Source organism: Salinicola rhizosphaerae, assembly GCF_014652715.1.
GTDB classification, from domain to species: domain Bacteria; phylum Pseudomonadota; class Gammaproteobacteria; order Pseudomonadales; family Halomonadaceae; genus Salinicola; species Salinicola rhizosphaerae.
On record NZ_BMZI01000004.1, the window covers coordinates 450,386 to 470,369 of the forward strand.

The window sequence follows — 19,984 nt, forward strand, 5'->3', positions numbered from 1 at the left end:
CAAAGCGTTGAGCTGGGTAGAGGCGAAGCCGGGCTTCGCCTCTCTTTTCTGCCGCCGTCTTCACGCTTCCGTGGTGACCACCCGCTCGCTTTCCCGATCCAGCAGGTAGCGGGTCAGCAGCCCGACCGGGCGGCCGGTAGCGCCTTTGTCCTTGCCGTGGTTCCAGGCGGTGCCGGCGATATCCAGATGCGCCCAGGGGTAGCTTTCGGCGAAACGCGACAGGAAGCAGGCCGCCGTCACGGCACCGGCAGGGCGCCCGCCGATGTTGGCGAGATCGGCAAAGTTGGACTCGAGCTGCGCCTGATAGTCGTCCCACAGCGGCATGTGCCAGGCGCGATCCCAGGCGGTCTCGCCGGCGTCCAGCAGGTCCAGTGCGAGATCGTCGTCGTTGGCGAAAAGCCCGCTGGCATAGTCGCCCAGCGCGATCACGCAGGCGCCGGTGAGGGTGGCGATATCCACCACGCTGGCTGGCTCGAAGCGCTCGGCATAGGCCAGCGCGTCACACAGCACCAGGCGTCCCTCGGCGTCGGTGTTGAGAATCTCGACCGTGAGTCCCTTCAGCGTCTTGACGATGTCGCCCGGCTTGATCGCGCGGCCATCCGGCATGTTCTCGGCGCTGGCGACGATGGCGATGACGTTGAGCTTCGGCTTCAGCGCCAGCACGCTCTGCATGGTGCCGAAGACGCTGGCGGCACCGCACATGTCGAACTTCATCTCGTCCATCGAAGCGCCGGGCTTGAGCGAGATACCGCCGGTATCGAAGGTGATGCCCTTACCGACGAGAACGTGCGGGGCTTCGTCGGCGTCGTCGGCGCCCTGGTACTTCATCACGATCAGCTTGGAGGGCTCTTCACTGCCACGGCCGACCGCGAGCAGCGAATGGGCGCCCATGGCTTCGAGTTCCGCCTCGTCGAGAATCTCGGTGGTCATCGCGCCAGCGGATTCCTTGGCCATCGTTTCCGCCTGCTTTGCCAGATAGCTCGGCGTGCAGATGTTACCGGGCAGATTGCCGAGCGTACGCGCCAGGTTGACGCCATCGCCCAGCGCCGCGCCGATACGCGCACCGGCACTGGCGGCATCACTGTGGGCCTGCTCGCCGATCAGCAGCTCGACCTTGGCGAGCTGGGGCAGCGGCGTCTGCGTCGATTTGCACTCGGTGAAGCGATAGACCGCGCGGGTAGCGGACTCCAGCGTCATCTGCGCGTTCCAGGCGATGTCGCGGTCTTCGATCGTGGCATCGGTGAACGCCACCGCCACGCTGTCGATCGGCAGTCTGGCCAGCGCCGTGAACGCGGTGTCCAGTGCCTTGCGCAGGGCGCCTTCGTTGAACTTGTCGCGCTTGCCGAGTCCGACCAGCATCAGGCGTTCGGCAGCCAGGCCGGGCGCGAATGGAACCAACTGGACGTTGGCCAGTTCCGGGCTGAAATCGCCACGCTCCAGGAGCTGGGCGATCAGACGTTCGCTGGCGTCGTCCAGCTTGGCCGCGGCAGACAGCAGATCGCCATCCTCGAACAAGGGCACCACAAGGCATGCGGTCTCGACCTTGGCCGGGTTGACGGTCAGTACGGAAAATTCCATGTCGTCTCCAATGAACGATTGCGATGGCGCTGCGTCTCAGTCTCGCCACCGATGATTCGGCTATCGACAAGACAAGCACGCGAGGATTCAGGATAATGGCGCGGGATCGGGTCGGGCGGCAACGGTGGATGACGGCGCGCACCTTCGAAAAGCCGAGCCCCGGACATGCGCCGCGACACTGTGATCGCCGTGAGGACACAGTGATCGCCGTGAAGACACAGCGATCGCCGTGAAATGGCCGCCGCGACAGATCGATTCCGCGATGCCGTCAGTCTACGCAAAGCCGGCCTGCGTTGCACAAGCCGGGCGCTGATGAGCAAGCCGGGCGCTGGTTAGATAGCGTGTTGACGGGCGCGGTGCCTCGGGCGGAGGGGCGGCGCGGCAGTCGCGGCGGAAGCCGGCTCAGAGTCGATGTTGTCAGGAGTTGATATTGATCGTATTCCGCTATTTGACGCGAGAAATCCTGCTGACCATGTCAGCGGTCGCGGGCGTACTGCTGCTGGTCATCATGGGCAGCCGATTCATCCGGTATTTCACCGATGCCGCTCAAGGGGAACTGCCGCTGAGCGCGCTCGGTACGCTGATGCTCTACCACATGCCCAGCTTTCTCGAGCTGGTGCTTCCGCTGTCTTTCTTCCTCGCCATTCTGCTGGCCTACGGGCAGCTTTATCTCAACAGCGAGATCACCGTGCTGGTCGCCTGTGGCATGAGCCCCAACCGGCTGTTGCGGGTGACGCTACTGCCGGCGGCGCTGATCGCGATTCTGGTCGGTGTGTGCAGCCTCTGGCTGACCCCGGCAGGGGCGGCCAACACCGAGCGGCTGATCGATGAGCAGCAGAGCCAGCTAGACTTCTCGCTGCTGACGCCAGGGCGTTTCCAGGATTTCGGCAGTGGCCGAACGGCGTTCACGCAGTCGCTCAACGACGACCGTTCGCGGATGGAGAACGTTTTCATCAGCGAACAGCCGACCAGCGACAACGGTCGAACCCAGCAGGTCATCACGCGGGCCAAGGGCGGCTACCAGACGGTCGACGAAGAGACCGGCAGCCGCTTTCTGGTGCTGACCGACGGCGAGCGCTACAGCGTCGACCCCGGTAGTCCGGTCGCCGAGAAGCTCAGCTTCGGTAGCTACGCGGTGCGTCTGGCGGTCGACGATACCGGAGAAATCGACGACGACAGCGAGCTGATGAGCACGCCGGCCCTGATCGAACAGGGTGACGACGACGCCATGGCGCAGCTGCAGTGGCGGATATCCATGCCGTTGATGATTCCGATTCTGACGCTGCTGGCGCTGCCGCTCTCGCGCGTCAATCCTCGTCAGGGGCGCTTTGCCAAGCTGCTGCCGGCGCTCTTCCTTCACATCAGTTATCTCAGCCTGCTGCTGGCGGCGCAGGACGCTATCTCTCGCGGCAGCCTGCCGGCCAGCGTTGGCATGTGGCCGATCCACGTGGTCTATCTGCTGCTGGGCCTGATTCTGCTGCGCCGCGACCAGACCCGAGGAGGCCGCTGATGCTGTTCGACCGTCTCGACCGCTACATCACCCGCAATGTGCTGGGCGCGATGCTCGTCGTCCAGGTCATGGTGCTGGGGCTGGACCTGGTGATCACCTACATCAACGATCTGGGCGATGTCTCTGGCGGCTATACCGCGCTGGACGTGCTGATCTATCTGATCATGCGGCTGCCCTGGCGCTTCTACGAATACGCCCCGGTCGCGGTGCTGATCGGCGCGCTGGTCGGCCTCGGCTCGATGGCCTCGAGTAACGAACTGACCGTGATGCGGGCCGCCGGACGCTCGCTCGGACGCATTCTGTTGGGCGTGCTCAAGCCGCTGGTTCTGGTCATCCTGGTGACCATGGCGATCGGCGAGTTCGTCGGCCCGCAGACCGAACAGTACGCCGAAGCGTGGCGGCTGGAGCAGTCCGAAGGCGCGGATGCGGTGCTCTCTCACCGCGGCGGCTGGCAGCGCGAGGGGGACGATTTCTATCGCTTCGGAACCATCCGCGCCGACGACACGCTGATCAACGTCACCCGCTATCACTTCGACGGCCAACGTCTGGTCGATGCCACCCAGGCTGCGCGCGCCGTCTGGGACGGCAAGGCTTGGACACTGGAAGACGTTCGCATCACACACTTCGGTGACAACGGCACGCGCGCCGAAACGCTGCCGAGCGAGACCTGGAAGACGGACATGACGCCGGCTCAGCTCAATCGACTGCTGCGCCCGCTCGACAGCCAGCCGATGACCAGTCTCTGGGCCTATGCCAACTATCTGGAAGGGCAGGGGCAGGAAGCCACGCAGCCGCTGCTCTATTTCTGGCAGAAGAGTCTGCTGCCGGTGACGCTGGCGGGGCTGGTGCTGCTGGCGGCATCGTTCGTCTTCGGGCCGCTGCGCACGGTCGCTGCCGGCACGCGCATCTTCTACGGGGTCATTGTCGGGCTGACCTTCAAATATCTGCAGGATCTACTCGGGCCGGCTTCCGTGCTGTTCGGCTTCTCGCCGTCGCTGGCCGTCGCCGTGCCGACCGCAGCCTGCTATCTGTTGGGGTTCTGGCTGCTGCGACGCACCGGCTGACGCTCCCGGAGAGCCCGCACTCGACAACGCCGCGCTGGTTCAAGCGCGGCGTTTTTCGTTGGGCCACGCGCCTCCAATGCGGTGATTTTTAGATAAGCCTTCGCTGAGCCCTGCGGAATACGCTGATAGCCGTCACGGACTGGGTGTTCCTGTCCCTGGCGCCGACAAGCGGGTGATCGTCGCCGACGTGAACAAGGCCGACGTCGCCACGGCTGACATCAACGTGACTGGCATGGCGCGAAGCAGGGGTTGAAATTGCCTATGCGAATCATTTACATTTGCTATCACATTAACAGTGAGTCCCAGCCGTGTACGTCTGTCTCTGTGTCGGTGTCACCGACCGCGATATCGAAAATGCCGTCAGCGATGGCGCCCGCAGCTGGCGCGAAGTTCGTGAGGCGACGGGCTGCGCCGGCCAGTGCGGCAAGTGTGCCTGCACCGGGAAGAGCGTCATGCGCGATGCGATCACGCAAGAGCTCGCGATGTCGCCGGATCTCGCCTACGCCGTTTGAGCCTCTCCCCGCCGGCCCATTCACGCTTCTGGCGCCAATAGCGCGAGTCGTTATCAGCCGCGTTTCCATCTGCCACTGACTGGCAGATGCGATGAAATCGTAAGTTGCTGTAATGGTTGTAAAAACTTCCCCGTCCGGGCGATACTGGCGCGACCGCTTCACGCTGAGCGTTTTGTGTTAGCGTGATCGATGTCGGGAGCTCGTGGCGCCAGCGTGACTCCCCATTGCCAGACGCCAGTCGCTCGAACAGATGAGGAGAACACGACAATGAAAGGCGACCCGAAGGTCATTACCTACCTGAACACCGTGCTCGGCAACGAGCTCGTCGCGATCAACCAGTATTTCCTGCACAGCAAGATGTACAAGGACTGGGGACTCAACGTCCTGGCCAAGTGGGAGTACGACGAATCGATCGAAGAGATGCAGCATGCCGACAAGCTGATCGAGCGCATCCTGTTTCTCGAAGGTCTTCCCAATCTGCAGGACCTGGGCAAGCTCAACATCGGCGAGAACTGCCAGGAGATGCTCGAGAGCGACCTCAAGATCGAGCACAAGGCGCGCGCCGATCTGCAGGAAGCGATTCCGTACTGCGAGTCCGTGCGGGACTACGTCAGCCGTGATCTGTTCATCAAGATCCTCGACGACGAGGAAGAGCACATCGACAAGCTGGAAGCGGAGCTGGGACTGATCGACAAGGTCGGTATCCAGAACTATCTGCAGAAGCACATGTTCACCGAAGAGAAAGAGTGACCCGCCAAGGGTAAGTCACGCTTTTCGATCAAGAAGGCCCCGATATCGATGATATCGGGGCCTTCTTGGTTGTCGGGCCGTTCTTTCGCTCAGCGTTCGGAAGCGATCAGCCCAGGTCGTTGACCAGCAGCGACTCGACGGCGGCAACGCGCTCGCCGAGCTGGCGCTCGTCGACGGCCAACACGGTAATGTGGCCGATCTTGCGTCCCGGGCGCGGCGCCTTGCCGTAGTCGTGCCAGCGCGTACCCGGGAGAGCGAGCACGGCCTCGCGTTCGGGGAAGGCACCGATGATATTGAGCATCGCACATGGCGCGAGTTGGGCGGTCTCGCCGAGCGGCAGGTCGGTCACGGCGCGCACATGATTCTCGAACTGGCTGGTGACGGCGCCCTCGATGCTCCAATGGCCGGAGTTGTGCACGCGCGGCGCGATCTCGTTGGCGAGCAGGCCGTCTGCGGTGACGAAGAACTCGAACGCCATCACGCCGACGTAGTCGAGTTCGTTCATCACGCGGCTGGCGTAGTCCTCGGCCTGGGCCTGCAGCGCATGGGCGGTCTGCGGAATCGAGCAGTGCAGAATGCCCTGACGATGTTCGTTGCGAACCACCGGCCAGTAGCGAATTTCGCCGTCCCGGGCACGCACGGCGATCGCTGAAATCTCGTGATCGAAGTCGACGAAGCCTTCGAGGATCAGCGGTACGCCACCCAGCTCGTCGAAGGTGCCGGCGACATCTCCAGCCTCGCGCATCACCTTCTGGCCCTTGCCGTCGTAGCCCATCGTGCGGGTCTTCACTACCGCTGGCAGGCCGATATCGGCGACCGCTGCGTCCAGGTCAGCCTGACTGTCGATCCGCGCGATCGGCGGCACCGCGATATCCAGCGAACGAAACAGCGACTTCTCGAGCCAGCGGTCTCGCGCCGTGGCCAGCGCCTGCGCCGGCGGATAGGCCGGGCGGCGCTCGGCCAAACGCTCGACCGCCTCGAACGGCACGTTCTCGAACTCGAAGGTGATCGCATCGCAGGTCTCGACGAGCTGCTCGAGTGCCGCCGGGTCCTGCCAATCGGCCTGAAGATGTTCGCCGTGAGCGCTGGCGCAGGGTTCGCTGCCGGGATCGAGAAAGGTGAAGCGCAGGTCCAGCGGTGCGCCGGCCTGGGCAAGCATGCGGCCGAGCTGGCCGCCGCCGACGATACCCACGCGAGTGAGCGAACGCGTCATGATCAATCCTCCTGCGGGCGGGGATCGGGGTTGTTCAGCACCTTCTGCGTCTGCTCGGCACGGAAGGCATCGAGCGCATCGCGAATGCGCTCGTCATGATTGGCCAGCATCGCTGCAGCGAGCAGAGCGGCGTTGATCGCCCCGGCACGGCCGATCGCCAATGTGGCGGTGGGAATGCCGGCCGGCATCTGCACGATGGAAAGCAGTGAATCGACGCCGGAGAGCGTGCTCGACTTCACCGGCACGCCGAGTACCGGGAGGCGCGTCTTGGCCGCGCACATGCCGGGCAGGTGTGCGGCGCCGCCGGCACCGGCGATGATCACTTCCAGGCCCCGCTCGGCAGCGGTTTCGGCGTACTCGAACAGCAGATCCGGCGTGCGATGGGCGGAGACCACGCGGGTCTCGTAGTCGATACCGAGCTGTTCCAGGGTCTCGACGGTGTGGCAAAGTGTCGACCAGTCCGATTTGGACCCCATGATCACGCCGACGCGTACGCTCATGCTTCCTCCCGTGGGAAATGTTCGGCAGCTGCGGTTTATCGATTGTCTGGCGCTGCCGGGGTGGGGTTGGGAAAGCGGCGCATTATACCCATCCTGACCGCAGACAGCGATGGATCTCTCTTCGTATCGCGACAGGGCCGTTTTCGTGCGGCGCTCAGCGAAACGCCTTCTCGAGCGCGAATCTGGCGACCGGCTCGTCGCTGACCGTGACCTGCTCGCAGAACATCTCCAGCGGGCGCACCCACAGACCGTAGTCGCCGTAAAGCGCGCGATAGACCACGACCCACGCTTCGGTCTCGCTGTGCTGCGCCACGTCCAGCACCTCGTAGAGCTGGCCCTTGTAGTGGCGATAGATGCCCGGCACGGGTTTTTGGATGTCACTCATGATCGTCGTTCTCCTGCGTTGAATCGTCTCGGCGTGCTTTTTCCGCCAACCGGGTCAGCACGCGGCCGGCGGCGGTGAAGCCGAACGTGCCCGTCACCACGCTGACCGCACCGAAGCCATCGGCGCAGTCCAGTCGGGTCGCCTGACCCGGTGCCGGCTTCTGCAGGCAGACCTCGCCGTCGCTGCCGGGATAGACCAGCTGCTCGTCCGAATAGACGCACTCGACGGAAAAGCGCCTCTTCGGGTTGCGCGAGAAACCGTAATCCCGACGCAGCTTCGAACGTACCTTGGCCAGCAGCGGATCGTGCTCGGTTCGGGTCAGGTCCGCGATCCGAATGCGGGTCGGGTCGGTCTGACCACCGGCACCGCCGGTCACCGTGATCGGCAGCTTGCGCCGGCGGCAGTAGTCGATCAGCGCGGCCTTGGCGCCGACGTGGTCGATAGCATCGATCACATGATCGGCATCCGCCGGAATTCGCTCGGCCAGATTGGTCGGGGTGATGAAGGCCGCATCGGCGACGAGTTCGATTCCCGGCCAGATCGCCCGGCAGCGCTCGGCAAGCACCTCGACCTTGGGCCGGCCGATCTGGCCGTCGAGCGCGTGGAGCTGGCGGTTGACGTTCGAGACGCAGACGTCGTCCAGATCGATCAGCGTCAGTTTGCCGATGCCCGAGCGTGCTAGCGCCTCCGCGCTCCAGCTGCCGACGCCGCCGACCCCGATCACGACCACGTGCGCGTGACGAAAGGCGTTGGCGGCGCGGGTGCCATAGAGGCGCCGAATGCCGCCGAACCGGAAATGATAGTCGTCCGAATCGTGCTGGCGGTCGGTGGCGTGCGTCGAAATCGCGTCGGTCATGAGATCTCTTCGGTAATAGTGTCGGCAGGCACGCTATCGCGAGCTGTCGGCGTCTTTGCTTCGTCACGCGGCAGCGAGGTGCGCGAGCAAGCCGTCTCGGTCAGATAGGCCTGCCAACCGAAGCGCGTCAGCAGCGCCGCGAAGTCGGCATCGGGTGCCGCGCTCAGCGTCAGTTCGATGCGCGCGCACGGATGCTCGAAGGTGAGCCCGACCGCGTTGAGCAGCAGGTGTGGGCAGTTCAATCGATCGCGGAAGTAGCGATTGTGAATACCCTTGCCATGCTTGGCATCATTGATGATCGGATGCCCGCTTCGCGCCAGATGGCGGCGGATCTGATGGCGCCGTCCGGTCTCCGGCAAGGCTTCCATCAGCGAGTAACGCGAATTGGGGTAGCGGTCGATGGCGACCGGTATTTCCGTCGTCGCCAGCCTGCGCAGATGTGTCACCGCCGTATGCGCCGGCATCTCTGCCTTGGGGCGCACCCCATCTTCCTCGCGTAGCGGTGCATCCATTGTCATCGCTTCCGGCCCCCAGCCGCGCACCACGGCCAGATAGCGCTTGCGGACGCGGTGCGCCGCGAAGGCCTCGGTCAGCTTTGCCGCCGTGGCCGGATCTAGCGCGAACAGCAGCACGCCGCCGGTCGGGCGGTCGAGCCGATGTACTGGATAGACATGCTGGCCGATCTGGTCCCGCAGCGTCTGCAGCACGAAAACCGTCTCGCCGCGCGCCAGTGCCGTGCGATGCACCAGCATCCCCGGTGGCTTGACGATGGCGATCAGCGCTTCGTCGCGATAGATCACCGTGAGGGGCGCGGGCGAGGTGGACATCGGGCAGCGAGAACCGTGGCTAATGGGCGCTTATTGTCGGGGCTGGGCAGGGCGATCTCAAGTGCCGCCCCGGTGGCACCATGCTAGGGTGCGCAGAGATGTGCCAATCCAGGAATCTTCCATGACCGAAACTCGCACGCCCCACCTGGTCGTTCTCACCGGCGCCGGCATCAGCGCCGAGAGCGGCCTGAAGACGTTTCGCGATGGCGACGGCCTATGGGAAAACCACCGCGTCGAGGACGTCGCCACGCCTGCGGCCTGGCATCGCGATCCGAAGACGGTGCTGCGTTTCTACGATGAGCGCCGAGAGCAGACGCGCCGCGCGCATCCCAACGCGGCGCATCGGGCACTGGCCGAGCTCGAGCAGGCGGGTTTTCGGGTGAGCGTGGTTACGCAGAATATCGACGATCTCCATGAACGCGCCGGCTCACGGAGCGTGCTGCATCTGCATGGCGAGATCCTGATGGCGCGCTCGACGGCAGACGATAATCTGCGCTACCCGGTGGACGAGATATCGGCAAGCGGCAGCATCGCGCTCGGTGACCTCTGCGACAAGGGCAGCCAGCTACGCCCTGACGTCGTCTGGTTCGGCGAGTCCGTTCCGCGCTACGCCGAAGCCTGCGAGCTGGTTGCCGAAGCCGATGCGCTGCTCGTCGTCGGCACCTCTCTGGCGGTGATGCCGGCCGCGCTGCTGCTCGACCAGGCACCGTTCGGCGCGCCCTGCTGGCTGATCGACCCCCATGCTCGCGAGCTGGCGCCGCCCGGCGTTACGCCCGTGAGCGAGCCGGCAAGCCGCGGCGTTCCCGCGCTGACGGCATCCTGGGTCGAGCGGGGCAGTTTCGACGCCTGAGCCCGCCGGTGCCGCCTCGCGAGCGATGCGCGGACCGATCATCACGCTCGACAATCCTTGACCTGCCTTTTGCCTATTTAGTCCCGGCCGCGCGTGCGGCAGAATAGCGGCCCCCGGCGATCGCCGTCGGGGAACCGACTAGAGCTGCTCAGCAGCCTCGGACTCGCATCCCGCGAGCCAGAACCATCGCTAGGACACACCATCATGTTTGAACGCATCAACCGGCTTTTCCCGGTCTGGGCGGTGCTGCTCGCCGTCATCGCCGCGTGGCAACCGCAGCTTTTCACCGGCTTCAAGGCCGATATCAAGACGCTGCTCGTGGTGATCATGTTCGCCATGGGGCTGACGCTGACGCGTGAGGATTTCGCCCGCGTGGTGAAGGCGCCCAAGCCGATCGTCGTCGGCGTCATACTGCAGTTTCTGATCATGCCGCTGACCGCTCTCGGGGTTTCCCGGCTGCTCGGGCTCAGCCCGGAGCTCACCACCGGGATGATCCTGGTCGGCGCGACAGCAGGCGGTACCTCCTCCAACGTCATGACCTGGCTCTCCGGCGGCCACGTCGCGCTCTCCGTGTCGATGACCATGGTGTCGACCGTCATCTCGGTCGTCGCCACGCCGTTCATTACCTGGCTGCTCGTCGGCCAGAGTATCGATGTGCCCGTATTCGGCATGCTGTTGAGCATTGCCCAGCTGGTCATCGCACCGATCGCGCTCGGCGTCATCGTCCATCACTTGCTGGGTGCGCGCATTCGCAAGATCGAATCCGCGCTGGCAACGCTCGCCATGGCGGCCATCGTGATGATCATCGCCATCGTGGTTGCGTTGAATGCCGGTAATCTCGCCACGCTGGGGCCGATCGTCGCGCTCGCCGTCATCGCACACAACGGCATCGGGCTCGCAGCCGGCTACTGGTTGACGCGTGCCATCGGCTTCGACGTGCGCACCGCGCGCACCATCGCCTTCGAAGTAGGACTGCAGAACTCCGGGCTCGCGGTCACGCTGGCCAACCAGTTCTTTACGGCCGGCGCGGCACTGCCGGGCGCGCTGTTCTCGGTCTGGCACAACGTCTCCGGTTCACTGCTCGCCGGCTACTGGAAGCAGCGCGGCATTCCCGCGCGGCGTGCCGATACGAACGCCTCGGCCGAAAGCGGGGCAGGCGGGGGCACCGGCCGCTGAACGGAACCTCCGCCGTGAATTGATGCAGATGTTTGCGCAATTCCGGGCTCTGAACAGCGGGGCGAGATGATAGAATCTCGCCCCGCTTTTTTGAGCGTGTTGTGCATTTGTCTGCAGCAGATAGCCCTGATAGAGAGCCCTGATAGAGAGCCCCATCCATGCGCGATGACGCTGAATTCCCCACCGAGGACCGGTCGCCCACCACGCGGGAAGAGACCGGCGATCGCGACCCGGCCAGCGGCCAAACGCGCCCGCCGCGACGCGAGTTCAAGGCACGTGGCAGCTTTGTCGAGCGCTGCGAGGGATGTCGACTGCCGGTGCTCAACTGCCTTTGCCCTTATCGTGTCAGCGCCACCAGCGAGGCGCGGGTCTGGCTGCTCACGCATCCGCTCGAACACAACAAGCCGACCAACACCGGGCGGCTGATCGCCGACGTTCTGCCACAGAGCGAGACCTTCACCTGGTACCGCACCGCGCCGGACGAGCGCCTGCTTGCGCTGCTCGCGGACCGCCGCTTCGTGCCCTTCGTCATCTTCCCCGACGATCAGCCGGACTATCAGCACCGCGTCGTCGACGAACGTGCGGTCGTCAGTGCCAAGCAGGATGGCTTCATCCCCGTTTTCATTCTGATCGATGGCACCTGGCGTCAGGCGAGGCGCATCTTCCGCAAAAGCCCATACCTGGAAGCCTTGCCGGTCCTGCCGCTGCACACCGACCGCTTGACCCGTTACCGGCTGCGTAAGCCGGCTTCCGCCTCGCACCTCTGCACCGCCGAGGTCGCCGCCGAACTGCTGCGCAACACCGGCGACACCGACGCCGCCAACGTGCTCGACGACTACTTCGATGCCTTCAACGAGAGCTACGCCGCGAGCCGGATCTACCACAAGCTCGAAAAGCCCACGGCGCCCATGAAGCGACTGCTCGACCGCCGCCTCTCAGGTAGCGCTCACGCAAGACTCCTGGGAGAGGAGTGAACCAGGCTTCAGCGAAAAACTCAGCGAAGACAACGCCTTCCCAAGCGGCCTGAGGCAATTTCTGCGGGATCGGACTCGCGTTCCAGGCCGGGTCGATGTTATCGTCTACGCCGTTCGCCCGAGTGGCTCAACTGGATAGAGCAACGGCCTTCGAAGCCGTGGGTTGCAGGTTCGAGTCCTGCCTCGGGCGCCATCTCCCGCCTATAGAACGATCCTCGTAGAACACGCCCAAGCGGTGATCCGCCAAGCAAAGCCGCGTCGCGATCAGCGATGCGACGCCGCGAGCGCCCCTCCTGCCGCGACGAACAGGCTGCCAGTCGCCCGATTGAATAGACGCACGCGCCGGCGTGTACCGAACCAGCGGCTGACCGTGGAACCGACCGAGGCGTAGGTCGTCATCGTCGTTAGATCCACCACGAGCCAGGTCAGCGCCAGGATGGCGAGCTGCGGACCTTGCGGCTGGCTCAGATCGATGAAGTTGGGGAACAGGGCGCCGAAGAACAGCAGATCTTTCGGGTTGCTCAGGCCCACGGTCAGTCCCTTGATGAATAGCTGTCGCGAGGAGCGAGCACCTAAAGCCAGCTCCGGCTCGATGGCTGTAGCGCTCATTGGCTCGGCAGGCGCGCGCCACGCTTGAATACCCAGGTAGATCAGATAGCCCGCACCCACCGCCTTCAGCACGATGAAGGCCATTTCGGACGTCGCGAGGATCGCCCCCAGCCCCAACGCCGAGAGTGTCATCAATATCAGAGAGGCCAACGCTCCAGCGGCCACGGTCGCCAATGCTCGGCGCCTGCCGTGGCGCAGCCCGTGGTGAATACAGAGCAGGGCGCTCGGGCCGGGGAACACGATCAGCGCTGCGATGACGCCAAGGTAGGTAAGCCAGACGGCGAGATCCATCGGTTCGAATCCTTATCGATAAGAGGCGGGACTATAGCGGACGAGCGGCGGTGCGGGCGCCTGGCCTAATGATCGTGTTTGACGTTCTGCCACTCGCAGGCTTCCTCGGCTTCTTCTTTCAGCTCGAACTCGTCGGGGAGTCGCTCGCCGGTCTGGGTATCCTCGATGCCGAACCGCGGTTCGTCCTCAGAAGACTCATCGACGACCTGAAATCGCTTGGCCATGATCAACACCTCCGCTGTGACTGTCCCTCCACTATGGATCAGATCGTCGCCGCGTCTACTCTGAATATATTCCTCGGCGAGCATGAGGCAGAGCGATGTTCGACGGATTTCAGCTGGAGACGGTGGCACTCTCGGAGGCCACATTGCGTGTGCGGCACGGTGGTTCGGGGCCGCCAATCTTGCTGTTGCACGGCCATCCACGAACGCATACGACCTGGCATCGCGTCGCGCCGCTTCTGACTACTAACCATACCGTTGTCTGCCCCGATCTACGAGGGTTCGGAGTGTCTTCTAAGCCGGCCGACACGTCCGACCATTCTGGATCGTCCAAACGCGCCAAGGCGCGAGATGGCATCGAACTGATGCGTTATCTCGGGTTCGACCGTTTTAGCGTCGTCGGCCATGATCGAGGCTGCTATACGGCCTTCCGCATGGCGATGGATCACCCCGAGACTATCGAAAAAGCCGTCATGCTCGATGGCGTGCCGATCCTCGAGGCACTCGAACGCTGCGACGCGCTTTTCGCGACCGAGTGGTGGCACTGGTTCTTCTTCACGCAGTTGGAAAAGCCTGAGCGGGCTATCCTGGCCGATCCGGATGCGTGGTATGGCGGCGATCCCGAAGCGATGGGGAAGGCGTCGTTCGCCGACTTCCAGAGAGCCATTCACGATCCGGCCACCGTTCACGGCATGATCGAGGATTACCGCGCCGGCCTGAGCGTGGACCATCTGCACGACCGCGAAGACCGCAAGCAGGGCAGACGGATTCAGTGCCCGGCCATGGTGCTGTGGTCATTACGTGACGACCTGGAGCGACTCTATGGCGACGTGTTGGAAGTGTGGCGTCCCTGGACGACATTGGTAGTGGGGCATGGGCTCGACTGCGGCCATCATATGGCAGAGGAAGCGCCGGAGGCATTGGCCAGCGCGCTCCTGGACTTCTTCCATGGCGATGTCGACTCTTCATCATTCACAACATGACGGGTTGGATTTGCAGCACCTTCCCGTGGTCGCCTCTTTTGAAGGACGCGTAATCTCTACGGTCTCGCTCGAACCCGTGCGTCGCCACTCCACAATGGCCTCGGCCGAGACCTGCCAGGCCGAATGCAGGAACAGTGCTGCAATGGCCAGACCGACGATCACATCCGGCCAGAGCGAACCAGTCACGCCGACGGCGATGGCGGCCAGCACCACGCTGGTATTCGCGATGAGATCGTTGCGCGAACAGAGCCAGGTCGAGCGCATGTTGAGATCCGCCGAGCGATAGCGCAGCAGCATGACGAAACAGACCGTGTTGGCGGCCAGCGCCAGCACTCCCATGATGCCCATCGCCCCGGCCTCGGGAACGCTGCCGACCACGCTCTTGTGGATCGCCTCGGCAATGACCGCCAGACCGAAAACGAACATGAATCCGCTCTTGACCAGCGCCGCGCCGGCTCGTGTCTTGTCGCTTCGATTGAGCGCGTAAAGCGTCAGCACATAGACAGTGGCGTCGCCGAACATATCGAGCGAGTCAGCCAGCAGCGCCGTCGAGCCGATCAGCCAACCCGCCACAAACTCGATCACGAACATCGAGCCGTTGATGCCGAGTACCCAGTACAACACCTTGGCCTGCGCGCCCCGCAACTGCGCCAGCTCGCCAGCCTTGTTCTCGCAGCACGAATCCATGCCAGTGCCTCCTCAAGTGATTGGTTGATAGCATGAAGGTTCTAGCGGCTATAAGGTCAACCGTCATGACTTCGCCAATCACCATCGGTCAGCTTGCCAAGGCTACCGACACCAAAGCGGTCACCATTCGCTATTACGAGAGTGTCGGGCTGATCGCCCCAGCGACGCGAACGCAAGCCGGCTATCGCCTCTATACGGAGCAGGAGCGGGATCGCCTGATCTTCATCAAGCGAGCTCGTCATCTCGGGCTGAATCTGGATGACGTTAAAGCCTTGCTGGGGCTCGCCGATGACAATAATGCCCCCTGCGAACAAGTCGACTCGATCATCCACGAGCAACTGGAGCGAGTCAGGTCGAGGCTGAAGGATTTGCAGCAACTGGAGCAGGAACTCGACCGGCTCGAGCGATGCTGCCAGGCCGATACCGTGGCCGACTGCAAGATTATCGAGTCGTTGTCGCGCTGATAGCGGCTAGTGGAAGTCCGCGCTCCTGTGGCCACCATCCTGCCCTTATCTCGTTGCAACCTGCCGGCGCATTGTCGACTCTCCGCCCGCCTGCGCGCTAAATGGGTCGGTTTTGATGCAGCGTTGCAGAGGGTGCCAAGCCGCGCCAGTGCTGGGTCCGCAGGGCGATTCCGGGTCCTGAAAAACGATGCGGAATGATGCGCTTTGAAGCGGCCTCGACTAAAAGGCAGGGAGTGGTTAGTGGAGAATTGAAACTAAATGTGGCAGTTTGATACAAAAGGTATTCCTAACAGGGATTGAGACGGCTGAAAGGTTCCGACCCAAAGCGGACGGGGCGAGTACGGTCGTAACCACGTTTGAGGGTGTTATACAGCAGGCGCGGTTATTGGTGTTATGTTGCCGAGCTATAGTTAATAGCCTGTAATTTCAATAGATTGGGGTGCGAATGGTGTGCTAGATAACATTGTTGAACGCGCGTGCGCGTTCAAATTTGCAAACGATCGCGCTATCTAATACCTGTTATACGACGAAGAGCCTATTGTAATCATTTGAATTAAGGCGAATTTTAATTAGCTAACTACACAAAAAATATCAGAAATGAATAAAAGGAACTGGCAGTTATGAGCGGAAGTCAAACCGAAAACGCAGCGTTAACTACCGCCCTAGCCTTTCATTATCAGGTGCTAATTGGCTTAGATAAATGCTTCTCACTTGAAGATGGCCAGTCGATTTGGTTCGAAAAGGACGGTGATGTCAGCTTGATTTCGTCAGATGCCTTGACATCAATACAAACTGAAGTGAAAGACTACGCAGCACCACTGACTGACCACCATGAAAACCTCTGGAAAACGCTGAAGAACTGGCTAGATCCAGCGTTTGACCACACTCAATACGGCGTTTTAGTGCTCCACACCACTCAAGCATTTGGAGCGACGACTCGCCTAAAGGACTGGAATACTCAAAGTGAAGAACAACGCTTGGAAGTGATAAAGACCATTTTTGCGGAGCGCACCGAAGAACAACTTAATGCCGAAAAGCCATCACAAATAATAAAGCTACAGAAAGCGGTAATGGCAGCTGATAAGCTGCTGCTTAAAAGCGTGCTTGGAAAGGTAATATTGTTTACGCAATCAGATAGTGCCCAAGAACTGGAAAAGCAGATACTTTCCCAACCATTAGGCATTCCGAAAAACAATCTAAAGAGTTACCTCGATGGACTTATTGGCTTTGTTTACGCACAAGCAAATCAGCAATCTTGGAGCATCAAACACCAAGAATTTTCAGCGAAGTGCGAAGAGTTAACAGCGCTTTTTTGCAAAAAAGAGTTCACCTTTCCAGTGTTTTCCGGCTATGCGGCATCTGAACCAGATATTGAATTACACGAATACAGACCATTTGTACAAAAAATTGCTGAAATTGAGCATCACGAAATGATTCCTGATGCAGTAGGTAACTGGCTTGAGCTACAAAACTCACTGCTTGAAGAGCTCGATGAGTCTGCACTCTATAAAGATAAAACAATTAGTTACCAGAACCAATTGGTCAAAAAATATAAGCTTGCCTATTCAAGTGCGCAACTTGAAGCAACTGATACAATTAAAAGCGCAAAATTGCTTTACAACAAAACCATAGGCGAGCAGCCGCTGAACCTGGGCAATGATATACCGCCTATTGAATACAAGAATGGCCTAATACATGATGCCATGGATGACGAAGAACGTGACCTAAAATGGAAGGTTGGGCCATGAACAGCATTGTCGATACCCTTTATCAATTAAAATACAACCCGTTTGAATATGGGCCACATATTGCTTCGTTTTACACAGCCACAGGCGAATCAGAAAACAATCTTTTACTCGCCCCTTTGGTGATCCCTCTATGCAGTCACCCCATTTTTGGCCAAAAGTTATTCAACTCTAACAAGAGAAGTACAATTTGGTCGGTTTTTGATGATCGTACCAAGCTCTATGATCTACAAGAAAGAATTCATGGCTTTCAAACATTGACAGAGCAATGCATTCAATATTGCTTAATCAATGATTGGTTATCGGTAAATGAACAAAGTTTATCCATCCTGCCGTGTGATGGTTCTGATTCAGAGTTTACTTATCAAAAAAATGCAGAGAAATTGGGGCGGTTATTCAGCGGTCACTCAGTGGTCGAGGTTTATGCGTTTTTAGGAGTGAAGCCGCGATGAAAACATTAGTTTATGAAATCGGCGTTATTGATAAGCAAGGAAATAAGCACCCTGTTGATTTTAAAGAGGGGCTAAATGTTGTCACTGGGAGGTCATCCACAGGTAAAAGTGCCCTAATTGAAATATTTGATTATTGCTTTGGTAGTGGTGAAAACACCATTCCCAAAGGCGTTATTACCACGAATGCAGCTATTTACTATGTTGCGCTTTCTGTCAATCAACAAGACATGGTGATTGCGCGTGATCCTGACATAGCGACTAAGGCCTTCTTTCGCCGCGTTGGGTCGTTTATTTCAGAGGATATTGTTCGCGATTATTTTAATAGCACCTATTTCCGTCCGTTAGACGAGTTCAAGAAGCATCTAAGAGACTTTTTCCTGGATATAGATGATGTGGATGAATCTTTGGCCGCCAGAGCCAATAGACGGTTTAACGCTAAGGCGGCCACTCCATCTATACGCAGTTTTTCATCGTTTATGCTCCAGCACCAAAACCTTGTTGCCAATAAACATGCGTTGTTTTACCGATTCGATGAAAAGGAAAAGCGTGATCAAGCGGTTGATCATACTAAGATATTTTTAGGTTTAGTTGACCAGAAATACTTTCACTTGTCACAAGAGAAAGAGCGATTAGGCACTGATGTCAGACGTTTGGAGCGTCAAAAAGAGACAAACAAACGTACCTCTGAAAGCTATAAGAAAAATGTTGGTCCGGTTTTAAGCCAACTATATGCTTTGATGGGGTTTAAAGATGAGCCGATATCTTTGGAAAAGGTGCTACGCCACCCGCAGGATACCAAAGACCAGTTGGACGGAATTATCGTACCTGAAAAAATCAATCATAACTCTGATACTGCCACCCAATATTACAGTCAACTCAAGCAGGCGCGTAACCAAAAGACGGCCGAACTAAGAAAATTGCAACGCCAAGCTGTATCAATTAAAAAACATATTCAAGAAGAAAAGCGTTTTGTTGATAACATAAAAACGTTTAGCTCGCCAGAGCATGTCTATATATCCGCTTCAGTCTGCCCATTTTGCCATACTGAAAAAGACACGTTACGAGAAAGTGCAGAAAAACTACAGCAAGCCATCACTAAAGTGTCGGGTAACCTTGCGCAAGCACGTCCTATGAAAGCAAAGTTTGAATCGTCCTTGGTTGACGTGCAACGCAGCACTGAAGTTATTAGTAGGGAGTTGACTGCGTTAAACCAGCAAATAACGGAAATTGAGAAAACAGAAAAGAAGTTGACGGAACAAAAGAGCCTGTATGAAAGCATTTTGATGCAGAAGGCCAAGCTATTTATACTTCTCGACACTCTCAACATGGCTGATGATGTTGAGCTTGAGAATCAAATCAAAGAGCTAAACAAGCAGCTCGCAGGTATCAATAGAGATCTTAAAAAATACGATGTGCAAAAAGGACTAGAAAACGCTTCTGCAAAAGTAAATAGGTATATGGCCGAAATTGGAAGCCATTTTGAATTTGAAGCCAGCTATAAACCTATTAACCTCCGTTTTTCGTTTGAGACATTCGACCTCTACCATTTATCGCAAGAGAATGAAAAGATCTACTTAAGATCAATGGGTAGTGGCGCAAACTGGCTATACTGCCACGTAACGCTATTTTTATCATTGCATAAATATTTTGCTGAACTGGGTAATAAGTGCGCTATTCCATCGATACTGTTTCTTGATCAGCCAACCCAAGTATATTTCCCTAACTTTAATCGAGATAACTCTGAAACATTTGAGGAGCAGAAAAGCCAAGAGGCTGAACAGCGTAAGACGCTAAATGTTGATAAAAATATTGATGAAGACATCAAGGCTGTCGAAAATCTATTCAGCCAGCTCTCGATTTATTGCAATGAGCTTGAGCAGAAGAACGGTTTTAGTCCACAAATCATCGTGACTGATCACGCGGACAATTTGACGTTGTCAAACGGGGAGTCGTTTGAGTCTTTGGTTAACGGCAACAGATGGCGAACGCGCGGCTTAATTTATCCTACAGGAGAGTAAATACGCGATAATCAGCTTATGGGGTAGTTGCGAGCGTCGAGTCAGATTTGGAAAATAACTTTTTTGCCCTTGTTCTAACTGGTAAAACGAGAACAGAGTGACATATAACAAGGCGCTGCTACGGAAAATTTTCTCACTGGCGCTCCAAAATTTCCGCAGAGCGCGGCGTTATATCTACTTTTGGCTGAACGTCGGCTCTTGGCCGAAAGCAGCCAGGAGGCACCATATGCTGTGGGTCGAGCCTCCGATTGTATTGAATGGTATGCCCGGCGGCATACCTGATGGTCAATAATTTCTTGTTATTCAATATAATAAACAG

General features: G+C 59.0%; 21 protein-coding genes and 1 tRNA gene. 13 read left to right on the forward strand and 9 right to left on the reverse strand.

The genetic code is table 11. The features are described from left to right. Window positions 1-60: 60 nt before the first annotated feature. Entirely contained in the window at window positions 61-1,578 is a 1,518-nt protein-coding gene (locus IE125_RS10825) for a leucyl aminopeptidase (RefSeq protein ID WP_189444665.1), read from the reverse strand. 430 nt (window positions 1,579-2,008) lie between these two features. On the opposite strand from IE125_RS10825, the gene lptF reads away from it, so the two are divergent. From lptF to bfr, 4 genes are all read left to right on the forward strand, one after another. Continuing rightward, window positions 2,009-3,088 carry an LPS export ABC transporter permease LptF gene (gene lptF / locus IE125_RS10830; protein WP_189444666.1) on the forward strand — a complete coding sequence of 360 codons (1,080 nt, stop codon included), beginning with the start codon at window positions 2,009-2,011 and terminating at the stop codon, window positions 3,086-3,088. After that, on the forward strand, window positions 3,088-4,152 hold the full coding sequence (gene lptG, locus IE125_RS10835; RefSeq protein ID WP_189444667.1) for an LPS export ABC transporter permease LptG: 1,065 nt from the start codon (window positions 3,088-3,090) through the stop codon (window positions 4,150-4,152). The genes lptF and lptG overlap by 1 nt, the downstream gene beginning before the upstream one ends. 308 nt (window positions 4,153-4,460) lie before the next feature. Further along, window positions 4,461-4,664, forward strand: coding sequence for a (2Fe-2S)-binding protein (locus IE125_RS10840; protein ID WP_189444668.1), 204 nt, complete (start codon window positions 4,461-4,463; stop codon window positions 4,662-4,664). A gap of 267 nt (window positions 4,665-4,931) precedes the next feature. Continuing rightward, complete coding sequence (bfr, locus tag IE125_RS10845) at window positions 4,932-5,414, forward strand: bacterioferritin (RefSeq protein WP_189444669.1); 483 nt, start codon at window positions 4,932-4,934, stop codon at window positions 5,412-5,414. A 106-nt stretch (window positions 5,415-5,520) separates the two neighbouring features. On the opposite strand, the gene IE125_RS10850 is transcribed toward bfr, so the two are convergent. The 5 genes from IE125_RS10850 to IE125_RS10870 all read right to left on the reverse strand — a co-directional run bounded on the left by IE125_RS10850 (window position 5,521) and on the right by IE125_RS10870 (window position 9,195). Beyond that, window positions 5,521-6,627 carry a 5-(carboxyamino)imidazole ribonucleotide synthase gene (locus tag IE125_RS10850; RefSeq protein WP_189444670.1) on the reverse strand — a complete coding sequence of 369 codons (1,107 nt, stop codon included), beginning with the start codon at window positions 6,625-6,627 and terminating at the stop codon, window positions 5,521-5,523. A 2-nt stretch (window positions 6,628-6,629) separates the two neighbouring features. Further along, complete coding sequence (purE, locus tag IE125_RS10855; protein WP_189444671.1) at window positions 6,630-7,127, reverse strand: 5-(carboxyamino)imidazole ribonucleotide mutase; 498 nt, start codon at window positions 7,125-7,127, stop codon at window positions 6,630-6,632. 154 nt (window positions 7,128-7,281) lie between these two features. After that, window positions 7,282-7,512: a DUF1653 domain-containing protein gene (locus tag IE125_RS10860; protein ID WP_373297403.1), complete on the reverse strand. Its 231-nt coding sequence runs from the start codon at window positions 7,510-7,512 to the stop codon at window positions 7,282-7,284. Then, complete coding sequence (gene tcdA / locus IE125_RS10865) at window positions 7,505-8,368, reverse strand: tRNA cyclic N6-threonylcarbamoyladenosine(37) synthase TcdA (protein WP_189444672.1); 864 nt, start codon at window positions 8,366-8,368, stop codon at window positions 7,505-7,507. Before tcdA ends, IE125_RS10860 begins: the two co-directional genes overlap by 8 nt. After that, entirely contained in the window at window positions 8,365-9,195 is an 831-nt protein-coding gene (locus tag IE125_RS10870; RefSeq protein ID WP_189444673.1) for a pseudouridine synthase, read from the reverse strand. The genes tcdA and IE125_RS10870 overlap by 4 nt, the downstream gene beginning before the upstream one ends. Window positions 9,196-9,316: 121 nt before the next feature. On the opposite strand from IE125_RS10870, the gene IE125_RS10875 reads away from it, so the two are divergent. From IE125_RS10875 to IE125_RS10890, 4 genes are all read left to right on the forward strand, one after another. Next, window positions 9,317-10,045 (forward strand): SIR2 family NAD-dependent protein deacylase, encoded by a 729-nt coding sequence (locus IE125_RS10875; protein ID WP_189444674.1) that lies wholly within the window; start codon window positions 9,317-9,319, stop codon window positions 10,043-10,045. A gap of 204 nt (window positions 10,046-10,249) precedes the next feature. Continuing rightward, a complete protein-coding gene (locus IE125_RS10880; protein ID WP_189444675.1) occupies window positions 10,250-11,221 on the forward strand; it encodes a bile acid:sodium symporter family protein in 972 nt (323 codons plus the stop codon). Between the two features lie 158 nt (window positions 11,222-11,379). Continuing rightward, the gene (locus tag IE125_RS10885; RefSeq protein ID WP_189444676.1) at window positions 11,380-12,195 is read left to right on the forward strand and encodes a tRNA-uridine aminocarboxypropyltransferase; all 816 of its coding nucleotides are present in this window, start codon (window positions 11,380-11,382) and stop codon (window positions 12,193-12,195) included. Between the two features lie 116 nt (window positions 12,196-12,311). Beyond that, window positions 12,312-12,388: transfer RNA gene (locus tag IE125_RS10890), tRNA-Arg, on the forward strand. Between the two features lie 71 nt (window positions 12,389-12,459). Here the strand turns inward: IE125_RS10890 and IE125_RS10895 are convergent. After that, window positions 12,460-13,095: a LysE family translocator gene (locus IE125_RS10895; RefSeq protein WP_189444677.1), complete on the reverse strand. Its 636-nt coding sequence runs from the start codon at window positions 13,093-13,095 to the stop codon at window positions 12,460-12,462. Between the two features lie 65 nt (window positions 13,096-13,160). After that, window positions 13,161-13,319, reverse strand: coding sequence for a hypothetical protein (locus tag IE125_RS10900; RefSeq protein ID WP_189444678.1), 159 nt, complete (start codon window positions 13,317-13,319; stop codon window positions 13,161-13,163). A gap of 95 nt (window positions 13,320-13,414) precedes the next feature. Here IE125_RS10900 and IE125_RS10905 point away from each other — a divergent pair, with 95 nt between their 5' ends. Further along, the gene (locus IE125_RS10905; protein WP_189444679.1) at window positions 13,415-14,299 is read left to right on the forward strand and encodes an alpha/beta fold hydrolase; all 885 of its coding nucleotides are present in this window, start codon (window positions 13,415-13,417) and stop codon (window positions 14,297-14,299) included. Here IE125_RS10905 and IE125_RS10910 read toward each other — a convergent pair. After that, window positions 14,285-14,986, reverse strand: coding sequence for a cation efflux transmembrane domain-containing protein (locus tag IE125_RS10910; protein WP_189444680.1), 702 nt, complete (start codon window positions 14,984-14,986; stop codon window positions 14,285-14,287). The two genes, IE125_RS10905 and IE125_RS10910, sit on opposite strands and share 15 nt — an antisense overlap. 65 nt (window positions 14,987-15,051) lie before the next feature. Between IE125_RS10910 and IE125_RS10915 the strand changes: the two genes are divergently transcribed. The 4 genes from IE125_RS10915 (at window position 15,052) to IE125_RS10930 (ending at window position 19,665) form a co-directional block, all read left to right on the forward strand. Then, window positions 15,052-15,450, forward strand: a complete 399-nt coding sequence (locus tag IE125_RS10915; protein ID WP_229809056.1) for a MerR family transcriptional regulator — start codon at window positions 15,052-15,054, stop codon at window positions 15,448-15,450. A 620-nt stretch (window positions 15,451-16,070) separates the two neighbouring features. Then, window positions 16,071-17,198, forward strand: a complete 1,128-nt coding sequence (locus IE125_RS10920) for a hypothetical protein (RefSeq protein WP_189444682.1) — start codon at window positions 16,071-16,073, stop codon at window positions 17,196-17,198. Then, window positions 17,195-17,647 carry a three component ABC system middle component gene (locus IE125_RS10925; protein ID WP_189444683.1) on the forward strand — a complete coding sequence of 151 codons (453 nt, stop codon included), beginning with the start codon at window positions 17,195-17,197 and terminating at the stop codon, window positions 17,645-17,647. The genes IE125_RS10920 and IE125_RS10925 overlap by 4 nt, the downstream gene beginning before the upstream one ends. Then, window positions 17,644-19,665, forward strand: coding sequence for a DUF3732 domain-containing protein (locus tag IE125_RS10930; RefSeq protein WP_189444684.1), 2,022 nt, complete (start codon window positions 17,644-17,646; stop codon window positions 19,663-19,665). The genes IE125_RS10925 and IE125_RS10930 overlap by 4 nt, the downstream gene beginning before the upstream one ends. Window positions 19,666-19,984 lie beyond the last annotated feature (319 nt).